The following is a 22466-nucleotide window of genomic DNA, read 5'->3' as shown; positions in this document are numbered from 1 at the left end:
TCGTTCACCGTCGGCCGTCGAGGTCGGGCCCGCCACGTTCGGGGTCCGGGGTGACGGCCAGCGACCAGTACCGCCGCATGCCGTACAGCAGCGGGCTGACCGGGGCGACCGCGTGGGTGCGTACCCGCAGTACCGTCCCGAAGACCACGACGTGGTCCCCGACGGGCAGGGCATTGCTGACCCGGCAGTCCGCGGCCGTGTGGGCGTCGTCGATCAGGTGGGGCATCCCGGACTCCGGATCCGGGATCCACGAGACTTTCTCGAACCGGTCCGGGGCGCCGGAGGCGAACAGCTGCGCGACCGGCTCGGCGTGGTCGCGCAGCAGATTGACCGCGAAGGCTGACACGTCGAGCAGTGCCGCCAGCGTCGGGCTCGCGGCGCGTAGACACACCAGCAGGGTCGGCGGCTGGAGCGCGACACTGCACACCGACGAACAGGTCATACCCCATGGCGCACCGTCCGTCGCCGTGGTCGTCACGACGGCGACCCCGGCGGGGTGCGTGGCCATGAGGGAACGGAACTGCGCCGGGTCGACCAGTGGCTGCGCGACGGTGCCTGTCACGGGCTCCGGCATGGCGTGCCCACCTCCTCGCTCGAACGCACAGGGAGTCTTCCGGACTGCCGTACCTGCCGGCCAGGTGCTGGCCCGACGGCAGGGCACCGGCTCATTCGGCGGAGTGGTGACCGTCGTCGCCGCACTCGTCGACAAACTCCAGGATCTTGCGTACCCCGGTCTCCAGCCACCCGGGATCGACGCAGAACGCCACGCGGACCAGGTGCCGTGCCCAGGGGGCGTAGTCGTGGGCGCGGATGTGGCCCTGGTCGTCGAGCTGGGGACGCATGGCGAACCCGTTGCCGGCGACCACGGCGACGCCCTTGCGCTCCAGCAGTCGCAGGGCGAACGTCTCGGCGTCCAGTCCGGTCCGGGCCACGTCCAGCATCGCGTACCAGCCGCCGGCCGGCAGCTCGTTGAGCAGTCCGGCCTTGACCAGCGGTGGCAGGGCCACGTCGCGGTTACGCTGCACCAGCTTGCGGTTGGTGGCGGCGGCGTCGGACCGGCTGGCCAGCGCGGCCACCCCGGCGTGCTGCACCGGGGTGTTGGTGCCGATGATGTTCGCCTCCTGGACCACCCGCATGACGTCGGCGGCACGATCGTTGGCCAACGCGACGTACCCCAGCCGGTAGCCGGTCATCGCGAAGCTCTTGGAGAAGCTGAAGACGCTGTGCACGATGCGCTCCTCGACCGGGACGTCGCGTTCCAGCGAGGCGACGGAGAGGTGCTCGCGCTCGTAGCAGAAGTGCTCGTACGCTTCGTCGCTGACCACGTGCCAGCCCCGCGCGCGGGCCAGGTCGAGCAGGGCGGTGATCTCACCGGGGTCCAGCACCACACCTGTGGGGTTGGCGGGCGAGTTGATCAGCAACACCTTGGTCCGGGGGCTGGCGGCGGCCGCGATCCGCTCGACCTCGGGTCGGAAACCCGGCCCCAGCGGGTAGAGCACCGGCCGGAGTCCGGCGAGCAGGCTCTGCTGCAGGTGGACCGGCCAGTGCAGCTCTGGCAGGAGAATCTCGGCCCCGGGCTCGGTGAGGGTCTGGAACAGGGCGGCGAGCCCCTCGCAGGAGCCCGGTGTGACGAGTACCCGGTCGACCACGGTGTCCACACAGTTGTCCGTACGCAATTTCTCGACCACCGCCTCGCGCAGCTCGGGCAGCCCATCGGGGCCGGTGTACTTGGTGTCGCCGCGCCGCACCGCGTCGACGAACGCGTCGGCGACATTCCCCGCAGGATGGAAGTACGGGTCCCCGACGTGCAGCTTCACCACCTCGGCGCCGGTTCGCCGCTCGGACTCCTGCGCGGCGCGGAAGATGGTGTGCAGACACGAGGAGGGGATGAAGCTGGCAGCGGACGAGATCTCGGGGCTCACGCTCTGACCACCTCTGTTCAGTGAAGGGTTGGTGCTGACTGGGCGGGTCTCATGCGGTGCGACCGCCGTCGACGGGTATCAGCGCGCCGGTCACCCAGCCCGACAGCGCCGGGTCGAGCAGCGTGCAGACCCATTGGCCGATCTCCGCGCGGTCGCCGAAACGTCCCATCGGGGTCGATGCGACCAGGTCGGTCCGCAGCCGTTCGATGCCGGTGTCGTCCAGCCCCGTGTCGGTCCACATCGGGGTGTCCACCGGCCCGGGAAGGATGGCGTTGACGCGTACGTCCGGTGCGAGTTCGCGGGCCAGGGACCGGGTGAGGCTGTTGAGGGCCGCCTTGGTCGCGCCGTAGTAGGCACGTCCCGGCATCGACAGGACGCCGCCGACCGAGGAGACGTTTACCACGCTGCCTCTGCTGACCCGCAACAGCGGCAGCGCGCACCGGATCAGGTCGGCTGGCGCGCGGACGTTCACCGCGAACATCTCGTCGAGGTACGCCGTATCGAGTGCGTCGATCGGGCCGAACCGGGCCAGTCCGGCGTTGTTGACCACCGCGTCGAGCCCACCGTAGGTCTCCGCGGCGACGGTGACGACCCGGTCGGCGGTGCCCGGCGCGCACACGTCCGCCGCCACCACAGTCACGGCGGCGGGGTACCGCTCCGCCAGGTCCCGCAACGGCTGCTCGCGACGGCCGACGATCGTCACGTGCGCGCCCGACTTCACGAGGCACTCGGTGATGCCCAGACCGATACCGGTGGCGGCGCCGGTGACGACGACCGACCTGCCGTCGAGGGTCACCGCCGCACACCGCTTCCCAGCAGGGTCGCCACCACGTCGGCGACCAGCTCCTCCGGATGGGTGTGCAACCGGAAGTGGCCGCCGGGCCAGGCGCGCATGCTGAACTCGCGCTCGTTGACCGCGGCCCACGCGGCGACCTGGTCGGCGTCGACCAGCGGGTCCTCCGTGTTGTAGTAGCTGCGGACCGGGCAGTCCAGTGGGTCGGCGTCCGGCGCGGGCCGGTAGGTCTCGTGCAGGGTGATGTCCGATCGGAGCACTGGCAGCAGCAGGTCGCGTAGTTCGGGTTGGTCGGCGAGCTCCGGCTCGATCCCGCCGAGCTTTACGATCGCCGACCACAGCTCCTCGTCACCGAGTTGGTGAATGGTGCCGCCGCCCGCCAGCCGCGGCCCGGCCGCGCCGGAGACGAACAAGTGGTGCACGGGGCTGCCGTTGTCCCGCAGCACCCGCGCTGTCTCGTAGGCGACCAGCGCGCCCAGGCTGTGTCCGATCAGCGCACATCGGGCGGGCGGCATCCGCAGCAGCTCCGCGGCCACCTGCGTGGCCATCTCGGCGATGCTGCCGGCGGGTTCCTCGGCAAGCCGATCGGCGTGGCCCGGGTACTGCACGGCGTGCAGGGTCACGCCGGCTGGCACCAGCGGGGACCAGGGGCGGTAGACGGCAGCCGTGCCTCCGGAGTGCGGGAAGCAGACCAGCCGCGTGGTGGGCTCGTCGACGCCGGTGAGCGTCCGTACCCACCGACGGTCGGATCTCCGTGTTCGGCTCACGACATCGAGCGTCACCGAGTCGGCCCGTCCATCCCGACAATCTGTCAAGGCTCTGTCGGGTGCGACGCGGGCTCTGGGCTGCTACCGGAATCTGTTAGCGCCGCACCAAAGGAGGACAGACAGATGCTGGACGGGTTCGTGCCCTGGCCGCCTGACGTCGCCGAACGCTATCGACAGGCGGGTTACTGGCGGGGTTTCTCCCTTCGGCAGCTCTTCGACGACAGCGTCCGCCGCCATCCGGACAAGGTGGCCGCGGTGGACGTCACCCGTCGCGTCACCTACGCGGAGCTGGCGGACGAGGCCGACCGGATCGCCGCGGGGCTGCTCGACCTTGGCATCGGCAGTCGTGACCGCCTGGTCCTGCACCTGCCCAACGTCAACGAATTCCTGTCGGTCCTGCTGGCGGTGTTCAGCATCGGCGCGATACCGGTGCTGGCCCTGCCCGGCCATCGCCGCGACGAGATCACTCACCTGGCTCGTGCCGCGAATGCTGTGGCATACCTGGGCCCGGACCGGTTCCAGGGGTTCGACCACCGTGAGCTGGCCCGCGAGGTCCGCGCCGAGGTGCCGAGCGTGCGGCACGTCGTGATCGCCGGCGACAGCGCCGAGTTCACCTCGCTGGCCGAACTGGCCAGCGCCGAGCCGAGGCAACTGCCACCTGTCGACGCTGCCGAGGTCGCCCTGTTGCTGCTCTCCGGCGGGACCACGGGCGTGCCGAAGTTGATTCCCCGTACCCACGACGACTACGCCTACAACATCTTCGCGTGCGCCGAGGTCACCGGTTTCGGCGCGGACAGCGTCTACCTGGCGGCCAACCCGGTGCCGCACAACGCCGCGCTCGGCTGTCCCGGCGTACTGGGCGCGTTGCTCGTCGGCGGCAAGGCCGTCCTGGCTGCCAACCCCAGCCCGGACCATGTCTTTCCGTTGATCGCTCGGGAGGGCGTCACCCACACCGCGTTGGTGCCCGCACTCGCCCTGCTGTGGACCGAGGCGGCACAGACCATGCCGGTGGACATGAGCGGCATGACCCTTCAGGTGGGCAGTTCGAAGTTCAGCCCAGCAGCGGTCGAACGCGTCAGGTCGGGCCTGCGGTGCCGCATCATGAACGTCTACGGCATCGGCGAGGGGCTGATCACCCACACCCGCCTCGACGATCCGCTGGAGGTGGTCTACACCACCGAGGGCACGCCCATCTGTCCGGACGACGAGGTCAAGATCGTCGACCCTGAGGATCGCGAGCTTCCGGCCGGGGTGACCGGTGAGTTGCTCACCCGCGGCCCGTACACGATCCGTGGCTACTTCGCCGCGCCGGAGCACAACCGCCGGGCGTTCACCACCGACGGCTTCTACCGGACCGGTGACCTGGCCAAGCTCACCGAGGACGGGCGCATCGTCATCGAGGGCCGGCTCAAGGACATCATCCACCACGTTGGCGAGAAGGTCTCCGCCGAGGAGGTGGAGGGCCATGTGCTGACGTACCCGTCGGTGCGGGACGCTGCGGTCGTCGGCATCCCCGACGACGCCATCGATGAACGAATCTGCGTGTTCGTGGTGCTCACCGCCGAGGCGGAGGCGGCGGCGACGACGCTGTCGCTGCGCACGATCCGGGAGCACATCCGCGACCGTGGGTTGGCGCCGTACAAGCTGCCCGACGAACTGGTCGTGGTGCCGGAACTGCCCCGTACGCCCGTCGGCAAGATCGACAAGGGTGCCCTGCGCGCGGGGCGGCGGGAGCTTCAGCACCGCTGAGCCACCGTCCCGGCACCTTGCTGAGGAGGGCCTGCACACCGATGACCAATCCGACGGACACCCGGCGCGACCGCGCGTACGGGGAGATCCTCAGACTGGACGAGCTGCTCGACATCGCCTGCGTACGCGACGAGCCGGACCGCACCCTCTTCTTCGCCGCCCACCAGGCATGCGAGTTGTGGTTCGCGGTCATCCTGCGACACGTCGAGTCCGCCCGGGACGCGCTGACCCGCGACCGGGCGGACGTCGCCGCCGCGCACATCGACCGACTGCCGGCGGCGATGCGGGTGCTCAGCGGACACTTCGACGTGCTGAGCACGTTGACACCCGAGTCGTTCGACGAGATCCGAGCGACCCTCGGCTCGTCGAGCGGCTTCCAGTCCGCACAGTATCGGGAGATCGAGTTCCTCTGCGGGGCCCGGGATCCGCGATTTCTCAACACACCCGGGTTCACCCCGGGGGAGCGGGCCCGGCTCGTCGCCCGGTCCGAGGAACAGTCCCTGTCGCGCGCCTTCGTCGAGTACCGCGACCGCGTCCGGACCGACGGTGGCCTGAGGGCGGCCGAGCGGGTCCGCGCCGCGCTGGCGGACTTCGACGACGCGGTGCGGTCATGGCGTGCGCGGCACGCCCAGCTGGCCGAGCAGTTTCTCGGCGCGGCCCGAGGTACGGCCGGATCAGCGGGTGCCGCCTACCTGTGGCGGTCGACCGAGCGGACGTTGTTCCCGGAGGTCTTCGCGCCGGGGCTCAACGGCGGAGTCGTGAAGAACTGAGCCGAAGCAGACACATTCGTCGAGTCCCGGGTTATCGGGTACAAGGAGGAACCGCAATGACTGTCAGTGGTGCCGCCGCCAAGAGCACGCGCGACCCCGGCAGGACACAGCGAGTCGTCATCGTCGGTGGCGGTACGGCCGGCTGGATGACGGCGTCGTACCTGGCGGCAGCCTTCGGTGACCGGATCGACGTGACGGTGGTCGAGTCGGCCACCGTCGGCACGATCGGGGTCGGCGAGGCCACCTTCAGCGACATCCGGCACTTCTTCGAGTTCCTGCGGTTGGAGGAGTCCGAGTGGATGCCCGCCTGTAACGCCACGTACAAGCTGGCCGTCCGGTTCGAGAACTGGCGCGAGCCGGGCCATCACTTCTACCACCCGTTCGAGCAGATGGCCTCGGTCGACGGGTTCCCCCTCAGTGACTGGTGGCTGCGCTACCCGACGACCTCGCGGTTCGACAAGGACTGCTTCGTCATGGCGTCGCTGTGTGATGCCGAGCGTTCGCCCCGGTATCTCGACGGCAGCCTGGTGGACCAGGGCTTCGTCGAGCAGACCCGCGACGAGACGTCGGCCCGGTCGACGATCGCGGAGTACCAGGGCGCGCAGATCCCCTACGCGTACCACTTCGAGGCGCACCTGTTGGCGAAGTTCCTGACCGGCTACTCCACCCAGCGGGGGGTCAAGCACGTCGTCGACAACGTCGTCGACGTGGCGCTCGACGATCAGGGGTTCATCTCGCACGTGCGTACCGCCGAGCACGGCGAGATCGCCGGCGACCTGTTCGTCGACTGCACCGGCTTCCGGGCGCTGCTGCTGAACAAGGCCCTCGGCGAACCGTTCGTGTCCTACCAGGACACCCTGCCCAACGACAGCGCTGTCGCTCTCCAGGTGCCGCTGGACATGGAGAGCAAGCCGCTGCGGCCGTGCACGACCGCGACCGCGCAGGACGCCGGATGGATCTGGACGATCCCGCTGATCAGCCGGATCGGCACCGGGTACGTCTACGCCAGCGACTACGCGACCCCGGAGGAGGCCGAGCGGGTACTGCGCGAGTTCGTCGGCCCCGAGGCGGCCGACGTGCCCGCGAACCACATCCGGATGCGTATCGGACGCAGCCAGCGGTCGTGGGTGAAGAACTGCGTCGCGGTCGGCCTGTCCAGCGGCTTCGTCGAGCCGCTGGAGTCGACCGGCATCTTCTTCATCCACCACGCCATCGAACAGATGGTCAAGTACTTCCCGTCCGGGCTCGGCGACGACCTGCTGCGCGAGCAGTACAACAGGTCCATCACCCACGTCATGGACGGCGTGCGGGAGTTCCTCTGCCTGCACTACCGGGGGGCGAAGCGGGTGGACAACCAGTACTGGAAGGACACCAAGACCCGGGTGATCCCCGACGCGCTCGCGGAGCGGATCGAGATCTGGCAGCACAAGGTGCCGGACTCGGAGTCGATCTACCCGTACTACCACGGTCTGCCGCCCTACTCGTACAACTGCATCCTGCTGGGCACGGGCGGAATCGACGTGCGGCACTCGCCGGCCGTCGAGCTGGCCGACGAGCGGGCGGCCCTGGCGGAGTTCGAGCGCATCCGGGTGAAGGCCGAGAAACTGGTCCAGGAGTTGCCCACCCAGAACGAGTACTTCGCCGCCATGCGCGCCAGCCAGTGAACCTTCCGACCGCGTCGTACGCACACCTTCCCCTGCGGTCGGTCGACCGCGGGGGAAGGTGGTGAAGGTTCAGCAGCGACCGTTTCGGCCCGGAAGCGAAGAAGACGTGTATCTGACCTACGACCAACGAACCCTGGACATTCAGTACTCGCCGAGTTCCTGTGTCGCGGACATCAATGTCTTCCTGCGTGAGTACGCCGAACGCAGCGCGTTGGCCCGGAACCGACTCGAAGTGCGTTCCGGTGTGCGTTACGGGCCGCGACAAGAGCAATTGTTCGACTATTTCCCGGCGGCCGGACCGGGCGGTCCGCTGCTGGTGTTCATCCATGGTGGTTACTGGCAGGAGCTGAGCCGACTCGAATCGGCCTTCATGGCGCTGGACCTGGTGCCGCGAGGAATCTCCGTCGCGGCGTTGGGCTACGGCCTGGCGCCCGCGTACCGGCTTCCGGAGATCGTCGACATGGTCGCCGAGGGAGTCCGCTGGATCTGCCGAAACGCCGACCAGTTGCCGTCGAGCCCCGGATCGATCTACCTGAGCGGGTGCTCCGCCGGGGCGCACCTGGCCGCCATGTCGCTGCTCGACGGGCCCGGCTGGCTACGGTACGAAGACCGTCCCGATCGGACGGTGGCGGGTGCGGTCCTGCTCAGCGGCGTCTACGACCTGGAGCCGGTCCGTCGGACATACGTGAACGAGGCGTTGGGGCTGGACCCGGAGACGGCCCACGCCTACAGCCCGATCCATCGACTGCCGGCGCCGCTGCCGCCGCTGGTCGTCGCGAGGGGGGAGAACGAGACCGACGAGTTCGGCAGGCAGCAGGCGGAGTTCGTCGACGCCGTCCGGGCCGGCGGCGGTCAGGTGGTCGACCTCGTCGTGGCGTCGCGGAACCACTTCGACCTGGCTTTCGATCTCGGCGTCCGCGGCACAATGCTGGGTGACTCGCTTACCGAGCTGATCGGCGCGGACCGGTAGTCGATCCGGTGTGCATTTCTCATGACGGAGACCACGATATTCACGGCCACCCGCCGGGTGGCAACAGATTGCTCGGTGCTGCGGGCTGCTGTTAGGGTCGGGGCCGGGTGTCGGCGCTGATGTCGCCGGTTCGCCTGACATCAATCTCACATCCCGTCCGTCGACACTTTCGAACCGAACATTCCGCAGCGGAGTCGATAGCGCGCAAGGGAGCTTGAGAATGGTGGCGGAAAACACCGACTGCGGCACCGGGACGGATCGGGACGCCCTGCGCGCTGCGGTGTCCGAACTGCTCGGCATGGAACTGACCACGGCGGACGATGACAGCAACCTGTTCGAACTGGGCCTGCAGTCGCTGCACCTGATGCGACTGACCAGCCGACTCAACGGCGCCGGTGCCGAGGTCACGTTCACCCAGCTGGCCACGGACCCGCGGCTGTCGGCCTGGGTCGGCCTGGTCGGTCCCACCGTGACCGCGACCGAGTCGGCAGCGCCCCCGCGACCCGCCGACGTCACCCGCCACGACCCGGACCGGGCCTTCCCGCTGACCCCGGTGCAGCAGGCGTACCTGTTCGGCCGCTCGGGTGACCATGCGCTCGGCGGCGTCGGTTGCCACAACTACCTCGAGTTCGAGTCGACCGGAGTGGACGCGCGGCGCCTCGAACGGGCGGTCCGGGCGTTGCTGGCCCGCCATCCGATGCTGCGGGCACGGTTCGCCGACGATGCGACCCAGCAGATCCTGCCCGAGCCGGTGTGGCCCGGCCTGACCGTGCACGACTTCCGCGACCGTCCCGCCGGTGACGCGGCGGCCGCGGCGCTGGATCTGCGCGACCGTCTCTCGCACCGCATCCTGGAGGTCGGCCGCGGTGAGGTGATCGACGTGCAGCTCACCCGGCTACCCGACGGGGTGGACCGGCTGCACTTCAACGTGGATCTGCTGGCCGTGGACCTGGCCAGTTTCCGGGTGATCCTGTCGGAGCTGGTCGTCCTCTACGACGACCCGGAGGCCCTCGGCGAGGTCGGCTACACCTTCGGCCGGTACCTCGCCGAGCAGGCCGGCAACCGGTCCACCGAACGGGATCGCGCCCGCCCGTACTGGCAGCGGCGGCTGCCGGCGCTGCCCGGCGGGCCGAAGCTGCCCCTCGCGGTCGATCCGGACGCGGTCACCGTGCAGCGCTTCGCCCGTCGGTTCTTCGACCTCACCGTGGACCAGTGGCAGGAGTTCGAGCGCCGGGCCGGCGAGGCGGGACTGACCCCCGCGGCGGTGCTGGCCACCGCGTACGCCACGGTCCTGAGCCGCTGGAGTGGGGACGAGCACTTCCTGCTCAGTCTTCCGCTGTTCGACCGTGACCTCGACGTGCATCCCGAGATGCCCCGGCTGGTGGGCGACTTCTCCGGCCTGGTGCTGCTGGAGGTCGACCTCTCCGGCGACAGTTTCGCCGACCGCGCGCGCACCCTCCAGAAGCAGATGCACGAGGACATCGGGCACGCCGCGTACACCGGCGTCGATGTGCTGCGCGAGTTCACCCGCGCTGACCCGGAGTCGCCCCGCACGGCGCCCGTGGTGTTCTCCGTGGACCTGTCCGCGCCGCTGATCCCCGAGGAGTTCGCCGCCCGGTTCGGCGAACCGACATGGATGATCTCCCAGACTCCGCAGATCTGGCTCGACCACCAGATCTACCGCACCAGCGACGGCACCGTACGCCTGGTGTGGGACGCCGTCGAGTCGCTCTTTCCCGAGGGCATGCTGGACGAGATGATGTCGGCGTACGAGACGCTGGTCCGTGCGCTGGCCGCAGGTGCCTGGACGGGCGCGCTGCCGGAGATCGCTCTGCCGGCGGCATCGCGGCGCACGCGCGCGGCGGTCAACTCGTCGACCCGGGCGATGACCGAGAACCTCCTGCACACGCGGTTCTTCGCCGAGGCGGGTGACCGGGCCGGGCGGCCCGCGCTGCTGTGGGGGGAGCAGGGGGCGCTGGCGCACGACGAACTCGCCGCGCGTGCCCTGCGCGTCGCCGGGGCGTTGGCCCGGCGCGGAGTGGGCCGCGGGTCGTACGTGGCCGTCCTGGCGCCCAAGGGCGTACCGCAGATCGTGGCCGTGCTCGGCGTGCTCGCCGCCGGCGCGGCGTACGTCCCGATCGGCGTGGACCAGCCCGCCGAGCGACGGGCCCGCATCCTCGAACTCAGCGGTGCCCGGATCGTCCTCGACGGCAGCGGGCTGCTGGGCCCGGCCGACGTGGCTGCCGAGATCCTCACCATCGACGCCGCCGAGCGGGCCGACCCGCTGGACGCTCCGGTGCCCGCCGACCCCGAAGACCCCGCGTACGTGATCTTCACGTCGGGCTCGACCGGCCTGCCCAAGGGAGTCGAGCTCACCCACCGCGCGGCGGTCAACACCGTCGAGGACATCAACGAGCGGTTCGACCTTGGCCCGGCAGACCGGGTCCTGGCGGTGTCCGCGCTGGACTTCGACCTCTCGGTGTGGGACATCTTCGGGCTGCTCGCGGTGGGCGGCGCCGCGGTGCTGGTACCCGAGTCGGGCCGGCGCGACGCCACCGAGTGGCTGGGGTTGTGTCGCCGGCACGGCGTGACCATCTGGAACACGGTCCCCGCCCTGCTGGACATGTTGCTCACCGCCGCTGACGACGCCCACCTTCCGGACACGCTGCGCCTCGCTCTGCTCTCCGGTGACTGGATCGGGCTCGACCTGCCCGGCAGACTGGCCGGCGCGACCGACGGACGGTGCCGCTTCATCTCGCTCGGTGGTGCCACGGAGGCGGCGATCTGGTCGAACTCCTTCGAGGTCGTCGAGGTGCCGGCCGGCTGGCGCTCGATCCCCTACGGCACGCCGCTGCGGAACCAGAAGTTCCGCGTGGTGGACAGCCGCGGACGGGACTGCCCCGACTGGGTGCCCGGCGAGTTGTGGATCGGCGGCGCCGGGGTGGCGCTTGGCTACCGGGGCGACACCGAGTTGAGCGCGGCCCGCTTCCCGGTGGTGGATGGCGAGCGCTGGTACCGCACCGGTGACCTGGGCCGGTACTGGCCCGACGGCAACCTGGAGTTCCTGGGCCGCCTCGACCACCAGGTGAAGATCAACGGCTTCCGGGTGGAGCTGGGCGAGATCGAGTCCTGCCTTCAGGCGCACCCCGAGGTCGCTCAGGCCGTCGCCGTCGTGGTCACCGAAGGCCGACGCGAGGTGGTCGCCGCCGTGGTCGAGCGCGGGCCCGCGCCGGATTCCGGTCTCCCGGTCGTCGAGCGCGGCAGCGGGCGACCGGGCGACGAATTCCTGCCACCTGTCATCGGCGCGGCCGAGGAAGACCCGCTGCTGCTCGAACATCAGCTGGTCGAGGTCCTGCTGGCCGAGGTCGTCGCGCCGCTGATCGAGCCGGCGGACCCACCGTCCACGGTCTGCGCCGTGCAACGGCCGGTGGTGGACGTCTGGCTCGACTATCTGGCGCACCGTGACGTCCTGTCCGACACACCCGACGGGTACGCGCCTGGGCCGAGGTGGGCCGAGGTCACGGACGCGCGGTGGGTCAAGCGGATCCGGGACAACACGATCGGCACCCGTCTCGCACCGGTCACGACCGCCCTGGAGTGGGCCGCGCCGCTCTACTCGGCCATCCTGTCCGGTGCCGCCGAGGCCACCGCGTTGCTGGACGACCCGGTACTGGCCCCGGAGGCGCTCAACGACCTGATGCCCGCCACCGCCGAGTGTCTCGCCGCCATCGCGCACGACCTGACGGGACGTGGCGGCACGGCGCCGCGCGTGGTGGCCGAGTGGCAGCCCGACAGCGGCCGCGGCACGGCTCGGCTGCTGGCGGCACTGCCCGGAGACGCGGCCGAGTACACGCTGCTCGGGGCCGCCCGGCCGACCCTGGCCAAGGCGGAGGCGTCGCTGCGTGAGCGCGGGCACCGCGTCCGGGTCGCGGTGCAGGGTACAGACGCCATCGCCGCACCACACGTACACACCTTCGACGCCGTCGTGGCGAACAACGTCCTGCACCGGATGTCCGACCCGGAGACGGCGGCGGTGACCATGGGTCTCCTGCTCGCCGCCGGCGGCCGGCTGTACCTGCTCGAACGCGCCCACCCGACGCCGCTGGCCCTGGTGACCGCGCTGCCGCTCGAGGCGCGGGCCGGCCGGTTCGACGGTGACGGGCCGGCCGGCTGGCTCCACGGCCCAGAGCGTTGGACGCGCGCCCTGAGCGCGGCGGGGCTGAGTGACGTACGGGTACTGCGCACCGAGGCCACCGGCGAGATCCTGCTGACCGCGGACCGGCCCGCCGCCACCACCGGCGGCGTGGACCCGGACCGGTTGCGCCGGTGGGCCGAGGAGCGGCTGCCCGAGCACATGGTGCCCGCCCACGTCGCCGTGCTGCCCGCGCTGCCGCTCAGCGCCAACGGCAAGGTCGACCGGCGACGGATCCAGGTGGTCCTCGAACAGGCGGTCGACCGTCCACGCGACGTGGGCGCCCCGCCGAGGGGCGGCACCGAGGCGTTCGTCGCCGACCGTTGGGCCAAGCTGCTCGGTCTGGACGCCGTGGGTCGCGACGAGAACTTCTTCCGGCTCGGCGGCGACAGCCTGCTCGCCACCCGCTTCGTCGCCGAGGTACGGGGGGCGTGGGGCGTCGAGCTGCCCATGCGCGACGTCATGCGGGCCGCGACGGTCGCCGGCCTGAGCGCGCTCATCGACGAGCTGCGCGAGGCGACGGGTGGCACGAGCCCCGCCGGCTGGGACACCACCGAGGACTTCGAAGAGGGTGCGGTGTGAACGCCAGCGACCTGCTCGACGAGTTCGCCAGCGCCGGCATCCGGGTCTGGCGGGAGGGCCAGCAGCTGCGGTTCCGTGCTCCCCGCGGCAGCATGACCGACGAACTGCTCACCCGGCTGCGGCAGAGCAAGGCCGAGCTGCTGGCCAGCATGTCCGACACCACCGGCAACGCCGCCGAGCAGCTCGACCCGGTGTGGCGGGACCAACCGGAGGCGCGGGACGAGCCCTTTCCGCTGACCGACATCCAGTCGGCCTATCTCTTCGGACGCAACCCGGCCTTCGCCTACGGCGGCGTCTCCTGCCATCTCTACCAGGAGTTCGAGTACCCGGCGGACATCGACCCGGAGCGGATGCGGCAGGCGTGGGACGGCCTGGTACGCCGCCACGACGCCCTGCGGACGGTCATCCAGGAGGACGGCTCCCAGCGGGTGCTGCCCGCGCCACCGCGCACCGGCCTCACGGTGACCGACCTGCGCGGGGTGCCGGCCGACGCCGTACGACAGACGATCGTCGGGGTGCGCGACGAGCTGTCGCACCGGGTGCACCCCACCGGCGAGCGGCCGATGTACGAGCTGCGCCTCACCCTGGCCGCCGACCGTAGCGTGCTGCACGTTTCCGTGGACTTCATGGCGTTGGACTGGCTCAGCCTGCAACGTGTGCTGGCCGAACTCGACCGCCGTTACCGGCAGCCGGACTGCGTCCTGCCTCCGCTGGAGGCCACCTTCCGGGACTACGTCCTCGCCGAACGTCGGCTGCGGGACACCTCCCGGTACAGCCGGGACCGCGCGTACTGGCTGGCGCGCGTCGACGAACTGCCCGGTGCCCCGGCGCTCCCGCTGCGCGACGACCATGACCCGGTCACCGCACCGGCGCGGTTCCGCCGCCTGGCGGCCACCGTCGACGACCGGGTGTGGCGGTCACTGAAGGCGCGCGCCGCCGGACACGGCATCACCCCCGCAAACGCCGTGCTGGCCGCCTACACGGAGACGATCGGTCGCTGGAGCGGCAACGACCGCTTCTGTGTGGGGCTGCCGGTACTCAACCGGATGCCGCTGCATCCGCACGTCGACCACCTGCTCGGCGACTTCACCTCGCTGAGCGTGCTCGCCGTGGACCGCCCGGGGCGTACGAGCTTCGCAGACCGGGCGCGTGCCCTCGGCGAGCGGGTCTTCGACGACCTCGACCACCGGCTGTTCAGCGGCGTGGAGGTGCTGCGCGAGCTCGCCCGGCGTCGCGGCCGCGACGCCGCGGCGGTGCTGCCGGTGGTGTTCACCGGCGCGATCGGGGTCGGCGGCGGCGAACCGTCGGTGGCCGGCCGCAAGCCGAGGCCGGTGTACGGGGTCAGCCAGACCCCGCAGGTGTGGATCGACTGCCAGGTGGGCGACCAGTTCGGTGGCCTCGACATGAACTGGGATGTCCGGGAGGGAGTCTTCCCCGAACACGTGGTGGACGAGATGTTCGCCGCGTTCGTGCACCTGCTGCACCAGTTGGCCGCCGACGACACCACGTGGGCTGCGGTCGATCCGCAGCCGCTGCCGAGCCCGCAACGAGCCCGCCGGACCGCCGCGAACGCGACCGACGCGCCCGTGCCGGCTGGCCTGCTGCACGAGCCGCTGGTCGCCTACGCGCGCGAGCATCCGGACCGGGTGGCGGTCATCGACGCCGCCGGGTCGATGACCTACGGTGACTGGCTGGCCCGCGCGGCCGGGGTCGCCGAACGGTTGCGCGTCGCGGGATGCCGGCCCGGCGACCTCGTCGGCGTCCTGATCGACAAGTCGTGCGAGCAGGTCGTGGGTGTGCTCGGCGTGCTCCTCGCCGGCGGCGTCTACGTACCCGTGGACATCGGTCAGCCCGCTGTGCGCCGGGACCGCATCCTCGTCGACAGCGGCGCCCGGTTCGCGGTCGTCGCGGGCGCGTCGGTCGGTACGCTGCCGGCCGAGGTCGCCGGCGTCGATGTGACCGGCGCGCCGCCGGTGCCGCTGTCGGAGATCCCGACCGACTCCGGGCCGGAGCAGACCGGACTGGCCTACGTCATGCACACCTCGGGTTCGACCGGGACGCCCAAGGGTGTGATGATCAGCCACCGGGCCGCCACCAACACGGTGCACGACATCAACGAGCGCTTCGACGTCACCGGTTCCGACCGGGTTCTCGGGCTCGCCGCGTTGAGTTTCGACCTGTCCGTCTACGACCTGTTCGGCCCGCCCGCCCGTGGCGCCGCGCTGGTGCTGCCCGACCCGGCGCGGCGTGGCGACCCGTCACACTGGGCGGCGATGGTGGCCGCCCACGGTGTCACGCTGTGGAACTCGGTTCCCGCGCAGTTGCAGATGCTGATGCACTACCTGGACGTGGAACCCACGGCCCTGTCCAGCCTGCGTCTGGCGCTGTTGTCCGGAGACTGGATCCCGCTGTCGCTGCCGGGACACGCCGCACGGCACGTGCCCGACGCCGAACTGGTCAGCCTGGGCGGGGCCACGGAGGCGGCGATCTGGTCGAACTACCACCGCATCCGGACGGTCGATCCACACTGGCGCAGCATCCCGTACGGACTGCCGTTGGCGAACCAACGCTTCCACGTGCTCGACTCCGCGCTGCGCGACCGCCCCGATCTGGTCGCCGGTGAACTGTTCATCGCGGGTGTCGGCCTGGCGGACGGCTACCTCAACGACCCGGCGCGGACCGCCGAGCGCTTCATCCGCCACCCGGAGACGGGGGAGCGGCTGTACCGCACCGGTGACCTGGGTCGGTACCTTCCCGACGGAGAGATCGAGTTCCTCGGCCGGGCCGACCAGCAGGTCAAGATCCGTGGCCACCGGATAGAGCTGGGCGAGATCGAGGCGGTGCTCGGCGAGCACCCCTCGGTCAGCACCTGCGTGGTCCTGGCGTCCGGCGACGACACGCTCGAACGCGCGCTTGTCGCGTTCGTGGTGCCGCAGCGACCGCCCGGCACGGTCGAGCCCGCCGAGGTCGTCGCGTGGGTGGCCGAGCGGCTGCCCGCGTACATGGTTCCCGCGCGGGTACGTGTCGTCGAGGCGTTGCCGTTGACCGCGAACGGGAAGGTCGACCGCAAGCGGCTGCTGGAGTCGACGCCCACGCCGACCGCCGTGCCCGCCGGGCGGACCGAACCGCCACGTCCGGGCGTCGAGCAGCACCTCGCCCAGTTGTGGGGTGAGGTGCTCGGCGGTCCGCCGCCGAGCCGGGAGCTGGGGTTCTTCGACGCGGGCGGCAACTCGTTGCTGGCGGCGCGGTTCGTCGGGCAACTGCGGGAACAGCTGCCCGAGGCCGCCCGGTTGCCGTTCGACGTACTGCTGCGCGCCCTGCTCGACGAGCCGACGGTCGCGGGCCTGGCGGCGCGGTTGGCGTCGGAGCCGGTGGCGGCTGCCACGGCGCGACGGTCGTCACTGGTCCCGCTCGGCGGCGCGGCCCAGGGGCCGGTGCGGCTGCTCGTGCACGATGGCACGGGCACCCTCACGGCGCTGCGGGCGGTGGCCGGCGGGCTCGGCGCGGGCGGGCCGGTGTTCGGCCTCGTCGCGCCGGACAGCGGCGCGACCGGCGAGATCGACGACGCCACCCTGGTCGAGGACCTGGCGGTACGCTACGCGGGTGAGATCCGGGCCGCCGGATTCGACGACGTCGAGCTGATCGGCTACTGCCTCGGTGCCTCGATCGCCCTGGAACTGGCCAGGGCGCTGAGCGAGGCCGGGACGACGGTGCGACTGACGGTCCTGTCCGGACACCGCGTTCCGTACCGGGTGGACGACGAACTCGTACAGGACTACGCCTTCGCGCGGGCGGCCGGCGTCGACCCGGCGACCCTCGGCTGGGCCGTCGACGAGGCGGTCGTCGACCGGGCGATCATGACCGTGCTGGCGGACTCGCCGGGAGTGGTGCCGGCGGGTGCGCTCGGACGACTGACCGGTGACGAGCAGTTGACCGCGGTCGCCGAGCGGTTCTGCGCCCTCGGGCGGCGCCCAACCGCCGAAAGGCAGGCCCAGCTGCATCAGGCTGTCGCCGACCGGGACCCGGCGTGGGGCGGCCCGGAGCGGGTGGCGGCGGCCCACATCCTTTTCGTGCGGACCCTCCGGGCGGTGGCGCGGCACGAACCCGAGCCCTACGCCGCAGACGTCACTCTCCTGCGGCCCACGGTGGTCGGGGATCTGCTGCCGGGGGCCGGCGCCGAGGCGACCCGCTTCTGGCCGGAGGTCTGTCTCGGCGAACTGGCGGTCGTCGACGTCCCTGGTGACCATTTCAGTTGTCTCCAGCCGTCGCAGGTGGCGACGGTGCTCGCGGCGTTGGAGGCTCGCCGGTGAGCGGCCCTGCGTTGGGCCCGATGCGCGTCGTCGTGTGCGGTACGCGGTTCGGCCAGGTCTACCTGTCGGCAATTGCCCGCGCCCCGGAGCGGTTCGAACTCGCCGGCATCCTGGCTCGGGGCAGCACCCGGTCGGTGGCGTTGGCGAAGGAGTACGGCGTCCCGCTGTACTCCTCGGTCGCCCACCTGCCCCGCGACATCGACGCCGCCTGCGTCGTGGTGTCGACCGCGGTCGGGGGTGGGCCGGGTGTCGAGCTGGCCAAGGCACTGCTCGACCGGGGCATCCACGTTCTTCAGGAACATCCGGTGCACCCGGCGGAGCTGGCGGACTGCCTGCGGGCGGCGCGCCGCGCCGGAGCCCAGTACGTGGTCAACACCTTCTACCCGCATGTGCAGCCGGTCCGGCAGTTCATCACCGCTGCCCGCACGCTGGTCCGGCTGCGCAAGCCGGTCTTCGTCGACGCGGTGTGTGCGGTGCAGGTCTGCTTCGACCTGCTGGACATCCTCGCCGAGGTCTTCGACGGGCTGCGGCCGTGGTCGTTGGCGGCTGTCGGCAGCCGGACCGGCCGGCCGCTGACCAGCGTGGACGGGCAGGTCGCCGGGGTACCGCTGACGCTGCGGGTGGAGAATCGGTTGCAGGCGGGCGACGACAGCACGAGTCTGCTGCTGCACCGGGTCACCGTCGGCACCGACGCCGGCAACCTGATGCTGGCCAACACCCATGGTCCGGTGCTGTGGAATCCGGTGCTGCGTACCCCGGCGGATCCGGCGGGCGTTTTCCTCACGGGCGCGGTGGCCACCGACACGCGGTGGTCGGACGTGCTCGGACCCACCGCGGACTACGTGGGCCCGGCAGAGACACCCACCTGGTCGGGCGTGGTGCGTGAGCTGTGGGGGGACGGTGTGCTGACCGCCCTCGACGACCTGCGCGAGCGGATCGACGCGGGCGTGGACCCGTTGCGGGGCGGCCAGCGACACCTGGCCGTCGCGACCGCCTGGAAGGAGCTGACCGAGGCACTCGGCTATCCCGAGGTGGCTGCCCCGGATCCGGGTGACCCGCTGGTGGTCACCGATCTCCGCGGTGCGCCACAACCTGTTCATTCGCGGCATGCCGGTTCACGGTAGCTCGGTGGATGGGTTCGGGGTAGAGTAATTCTCGAACGTGTTTGAAAATAGGGACGGGAGAGCGATGAGTGCGACCCACTCCGTTGAGGCAGGAGAGCAGTCCACGCCGTCATCGGGAGGCACTCCCACGGGACGGCAGCCGGTGAACACGGGGCCGTTGCTGCGCGCCCATGCCCCGAGCTTCGCGGTCGTCGTGGTCCTGCAGGTCATCGGCGCCGTCGCCGGTCTGGCACCGCTGTTCGCGGTGATCGAGCTGGGGCGCGCCCTGCTGTCGCCCGGTCCGGTTGACTCCGACCGGGTATGGACCTTCGTGATCCTCGGCGCGATCGGTCTGTTCGTCCGACTGGTCTTCACCGGCGCGTCGTCGGGGCTCGGTCACGTCCTCGACGGCAAGGTGCAGCTGTCGCTGCGCCGGGCGCTGGCCCGCAGCCTCGGTCAGGCGCCCATCGGTTGGCTCTCCCGCCGTCGCAGCGGCGAGCTGGCGAAGGTGGTCGGTGACGACGTCGCCGCCGTGCACCCGTTCATCGCCCACGCTCCCGGCGAACTGGTCTCCGCCTTCGTCGTGCCGTTGGTGTCGCTGGTCTACCTGCTGACCGTCGACTGGCGGCTCACCCTTATCACCCTGATCCCCGTGGTGCTGGCCATCGCGCACGTTCCGTTGCTGATGACTCCGGCGCGTACCCGCGAGCAGCAGAACTTCGACGCGGCGATGGGCCGCATCGCCACCTCCGTCGTCGAGTTCGTGCAGGGCATCGCCGTGGTCAAGGCGTTCGGCGGCTCCGAGCGTGCGCACCGCAAGTTCCTCACCGCCGCCGACGAGTTCGTCGACATCTTCACCCGCTGGGTACGCGGCGTCTCCGCTGTCGCCGCCGGCATGCAGTTGGCGCTGTCGCCGCCCTTCGTGCTGCTGGTGGTGCTGATCGGCGGCACGGTGCGGATCACCGCCGGCGACATGGCCCCGGTGGACCTGCTCCCCTTCCTGCTGCTCGGGCTGGGGCTGACCGCTCCGGTCGCGGCCCTCGGCCACGGCTTCGACGACATGCAGGCAGCCGGCCGTGCGGTGAGCCGCATCCGCGAGGTCCTCGGGGTGGGGGCGCTGCCGCAGCCCGCGCGTCCGGCCACCCCACAGGACAATCGGGTGGAGCTGCGGGACGTCCGGTTCAGCTACGACGACGACGGCCCCGAGGTGCTGCGCGGGATCGACCTGACACTGGAACCGGGCACCCTCACCGCGGTGGTCGGGCCGTCCGGCAGCGGAAAGTCCACGCTTGTGCAACTGCTGCCCCGGTTCTTCGACCCGACGGACGGCTCGGTGCGCCTCGGTGGCGTCGACCTGCGCGACATCGACAGCCGAGAGCTCTACCGTCGAGTTTCCTTCGTCCTCCAGGACGTCCGGCTGCTACGTGCGTCGGTCGCGGACAACATCGCGCTGGCGGTTCCGCACGCGACCACCGAGGACGTGATGCGCGCCGCCCAGCTGGCGCACATCCACGACCGCGTACTCGCGTTGCCCCGCGGCTACGAGACCGTGATCGGCGAGGAGGTCAAGCTCTCCGGCGGCGAGGCGCAACGCATCGCCATCGCGCGTGCCCTGGCCGCCGACACGCCCGTGCTGGTACTGGACGAGGCGACCGCCTTCGCGGACCCGCAGACAGACCAGGCGGTACGACAGACCCTGGCGACGCTGCGCGACCGGACCGTCCTGGTCATCGCCCACCGTCTGGAGACCATCGCCGACGCCGACCTCGTCGTGATGCTGGAGGACGGAGCGGTCGTCGAGCAGGGCAGACCGACCGACCTGCTCGCCCGGGACGGAAAGTTCGCCGCCTTCTGGCGGACCCAGCAGTCGGCCGTCGCCGACGACAGCGAAGCCCGCGCTGGTGCACTGCAAGGAGACCTTTCCCGATGATCAGAATGTTGTTGCGGGTGCTCGGCGACGAGTACGCCAAGCCGATGCGTCGTACGGTCGCCCTGATGACGGTGACCGCCGTGCTGGAGGGTCTGCTCTACGCGTTGCTGGTGCCCGTGCTGCGGGCCCTGTTCGGGGACACCCCGTCGGACGCCTGGCCGTGGCTGATCGCGTTCGGAGTCTCCGTCGCGGTCTACGCGGTGCTGCGGTACGTCAGCGATCTGTCCGGCATGCGCGTCGGGACCACGATGCTGCGGGGCATGTACCACGGCCTGGGCGAACACCTGGCCCGGTTGCCCATCGGCTGGTACAACGCCGCCCGGGTGGGCGAGGTGTCGGTCATGGCCAGCCGTGGCCTGCTCGCGGCGATGGGCGTGTCGGCGCACCTGCTCGGGCCGTTCATCTCCGCCTGCGTGACGCCGCTGACGATCGTTGCCGTGATCACGGTGTTCAACTGGCAGCTCGGGCTGGCCGCGCTGGTGGCCGCGCCGCTCGTGGTGCTGACCCAGCGATGGACCGCGCGGTTGATGGCCGCCAACGACGCCGACAACGCCGCGCGCAACAACGAGGCCAGCGCCCGGGTCATCGAGTACCTCCAGGCCCAGCCGGTGCTGCGGGCCGGTGGCCGCAGTGGCGAGCGGTTCGGCTTGCTCGACGACGCGTTGCAGGGCGTGGAGCGGGCCTCCCGCCGGCAGACGATGTCGGTGCTGCCCGGCGCGGTGGGTCTGACGGTCATCGTGCAGGCCGTCTTCACCACCGTGCTGGTCCTGGGGACCTATCTCGCGCTCGACGGCGACCTCGGCGCTGCGGAGGTGCTGTCCATTCTGGTGCTCGCGGCCCGAAGCGCCGACCCGCTGCTGTCCCTGTCCGACATCGGAGGCAAGCTGCGTACCGCCCGTGCCGAGCTGGACCGGCTCGACAAGGTGCTGCGCACCGAGCCGCTGCCCGAAGCGGACCAGCCGGTCCGGCCACAGCGGTTCGACCTGGAGTTCGACGCGGTCACGTTCCGCCACGGCGATCGCACCGTGTTCGACGAGGTGTCGCTGTCGGTGCCGCAGGGGCAGCGGTTGGCCGTCGTCGGTCCGTCCGGCGCGGGCAAGAGCACGCTGCTCCAGCTGATCGCCCGGTTCTACGACGCGGAGTCGGGGGCGGTGCGGGTGGGCGGTGTCGACGTCCGACAGATCGACCCGGCCGTGTTGATGGCACAGATCGCCATCGTCTTCCAGGACGTTTACCTCTTCGACGGCACGATCGAGGAGAACGTACGACTCGGTCGGCCCGACGCCAGCGACGCCGAGGTGCGGGCGGCGGCGACCGCCGCGCGGCTCGACGAGGTCGTCGAGCGGCTGCCTGGTGGATGGGCCGCGAATGTCGGCGAAGGCGGCGCGTCGCTCTCCGGCGGAGAGCGTCAGCGGGTCTCGATCGCGCGGGCACTGTTGAAGGACGCACCGATCGTGCTGCTCGACGAGGTGACCTCGGCTCTCGATCCGGTGAACGAGGCGGCCGTTCACGATGGCATTGAACGTCTGATGGCGGGTCGGACGGTGGTCATGGTCGCGCATCGGATGCGGACCGTCCAACGCGCCGATCGCGTTGTCTTCATCGATGACGGACAGTTCGTCGAGGAGGGCAGCCACGATGAGTTGCTGCGTCGCGGCGGGCGGTACGCCGACTTCTGGAGTCTTTCCATGGTCTCCGGCGCGAGCGAATGAGT

The 22466-nt window shown here is 70.9% G+C and carries 13 protein-coding genes; 9 read left to right on the top strand and 4 right to left on the bottom strand.

Features of this window, described 5'->3' with window-relative positions:
• Nucleotides 1–4: 4 nt before the first annotated feature.
• From ACN26Z_RS18710 to ACN26Z_RS18695, 4 genes are all read right to left on the bottom strand, one after another.
• Nucleotides 5–574 (bottom strand): flavin reductase family protein, encoded by a 570-nt coding sequence (locus ACN26Z_RS18710; protein ID WP_093406821.1) that lies wholly within the window; start codon nucleotides 572–574, stop codon nucleotides 5–7.
• Between the two features lie 91 nt (nucleotides 575–665).
• Nucleotides 666–1922 carry a pyridoxal phosphate-dependent aminotransferase gene (locus ACN26Z_RS18705; protein WP_232511315.1) on the bottom strand — a complete coding sequence of 419 codons (1257 nt, stop codon included), beginning with the start codon at nucleotides 1920–1922 and terminating at the stop codon, nucleotides 666–668.
• A 49-nt stretch (nucleotides 1923–1971) separates the two neighbouring features.
• Entirely contained in the window at nucleotides 1972–2718 is a 747-nt protein-coding gene (locus ACN26Z_RS18700) for an SDR family NAD(P)-dependent oxidoreductase (protein ID WP_093406816.1), read from the bottom strand.
• Entirely contained in the window at nucleotides 2715–3482 is a 768-nt protein-coding gene (locus tag ACN26Z_RS18695; RefSeq protein WP_170863491.1) for a thioesterase II family protein, read from the bottom strand. Before ACN26Z_RS18695 ends, ACN26Z_RS18700 begins: the two co-directional genes overlap by 4 nt.
• A 123-nt stretch (nucleotides 3483–3605) precedes the next feature.
• Between ACN26Z_RS18695 and ACN26Z_RS18690 the strand changes: the two genes are divergently transcribed.
• The 9 genes from ACN26Z_RS18690 to ACN26Z_RS18650 all read left to right on the top strand — a co-directional run bounded on the left by ACN26Z_RS18690 (nucleotide 3606) and on the right by ACN26Z_RS18650 (nucleotide 22464).
• Nucleotides 3606–5231, top strand: a complete 1626-nt coding sequence (locus ACN26Z_RS18690) for a (2,3-dihydroxybenzoyl)adenylate synthase (protein ID WP_421462596.1) — start codon at nucleotides 3606–3608, stop codon at nucleotides 5229–5231.
• Nucleotides 5232–5272: 41 nt separating this feature from the next.
• Nucleotides 5273–6001 (top strand): tryptophan 2,3-dioxygenase family protein, encoded by a 729-nt coding sequence (locus ACN26Z_RS18685; protein WP_093406808.1) that lies wholly within the window; start codon nucleotides 5273–5275, stop codon nucleotides 5999–6001.
• A 56-nt stretch (nucleotides 6002–6057) separates the two neighbouring features.
• Entirely contained in the window at nucleotides 6058–7665 is a 1608-nt protein-coding gene (locus tag ACN26Z_RS18680; RefSeq protein ID WP_421462595.1) for a tryptophan halogenase family protein, read from the top strand.
• A 106-nt stretch (nucleotides 7666–7771) separates the two neighbouring features.
• Nucleotides 7772–8635, top strand: a complete 864-nt coding sequence (locus ACN26Z_RS18675) for an alpha/beta hydrolase (RefSeq protein ID WP_421462594.1) — start codon at nucleotides 7772–7774, stop codon at nucleotides 8633–8635.
• 220 nt (nucleotides 8636–8855) lie between these two features.
• Nucleotides 8856–13409 (top strand): amino acid adenylation domain-containing protein, encoded by a 4554-nt coding sequence (locus tag ACN26Z_RS18670; RefSeq protein WP_421462593.1) that lies wholly within the window; start codon nucleotides 8856–8858, stop codon nucleotides 13407–13409.
• A complete protein-coding gene (locus ACN26Z_RS18665) occupies nucleotides 13406–17719 on the top strand; it encodes an amino acid adenylation domain-containing protein (RefSeq protein WP_421462592.1) in 4314 nt (1437 codons plus the stop codon). The genes ACN26Z_RS18670 and ACN26Z_RS18665 overlap by 4 nt, the downstream gene beginning before the upstream one ends.
• 20 nt (nucleotides 17720–17739) lie before the next feature.
• Nucleotides 17740–18843 carry a Gfo/Idh/MocA family oxidoreductase gene (locus ACN26Z_RS18660; RefSeq protein WP_421462591.1) on the top strand — a complete coding sequence of 368 codons (1104 nt, stop codon included), beginning with the start codon at nucleotides 17740–17742 and terminating at the stop codon, nucleotides 18841–18843.
• 142 nt (nucleotides 18844–18985) lie between these two features.
• A complete protein-coding gene (locus ACN26Z_RS18655; protein WP_282238182.1) occupies nucleotides 18986–20752 on the top strand; it encodes an ABC transporter ATP-binding protein in 1767 nt (588 codons plus the stop codon).
• Nucleotides 20749–22464, top strand: coding sequence for an ABC transporter ATP-binding protein (locus ACN26Z_RS18650; RefSeq protein ID WP_282238183.1), 1716 nt, complete (start codon nucleotides 20749–20751; stop codon nucleotides 22462–22464). Before ACN26Z_RS18655 ends, ACN26Z_RS18650 begins: the two co-directional genes overlap by 4 nt.
• Nucleotides 22465–22466: the final 2 nt, after the last annotated feature.

Origin of the sequence: Verrucosispora sp. WMMD703, assembly GCF_049178935.1 — a bacterium.
Taxonomy (GTDB): Bacteria; Actinomycetota; Actinomycetes; order Mycobacteriales; family Micromonosporaceae; genus Micromonospora; species Micromonospora sediminimaris.
The sequence above is the reverse complement of the archived record's forward strand: the minus strand, read 5'-3'. Positions and strand labels throughout refer to the sequence as shown.

Bases quoted from the DNA above. Each gene is read 5' to 3' on its own strand.
- ACN26Z_RS18680 (WP_421462595.1), top strand. From the start codon at position 6,058: ATGACTGTCAGTGGTGCCGCCGCCAAGAGCACGCGCGACCCCGGCAGG.
- ACN26Z_RS18710 (WP_093406821.1), bottom strand. From the start codon at position 574: ATGCCGGAGCCCGTGACAGGCACCGTCGCGCAGCCACTGGTCGACCCG.
- ACN26Z_RS18685 (WP_093406808.1), top strand. From the start codon at position 5,273: ATGACCAATCCGACGGACACCCGGCGCGACCGCGCGTACGGGGAGATC.
- ACN26Z_RS18690 (WP_421462596.1), top strand. From the start codon at position 3,606: ATGCTGGACGGGTTCGTGCCCTGGCCGCCTGACGTCGCCGAACGCTAT.
- ACN26Z_RS18670 (WP_421462593.1), top strand. From the start codon at position 8,856: ATGGTGGCGGAAAACACCGACTGCGGCACCGGGACGGATCGGGACGCC.
- ACN26Z_RS18650 (WP_282238183.1), top strand. From the start codon at position 20,749: ATGATCAGAATGTTGTTGCGGGTGCTCGGCGACGAGTACGCCAAGCCG.
- ACN26Z_RS18660 (WP_421462591.1), top strand. From the start codon at position 17,740: ATGCGCGTCGTCGTGTGCGGTACGCGGTTCGGCCAGGTCTACCTGTCG.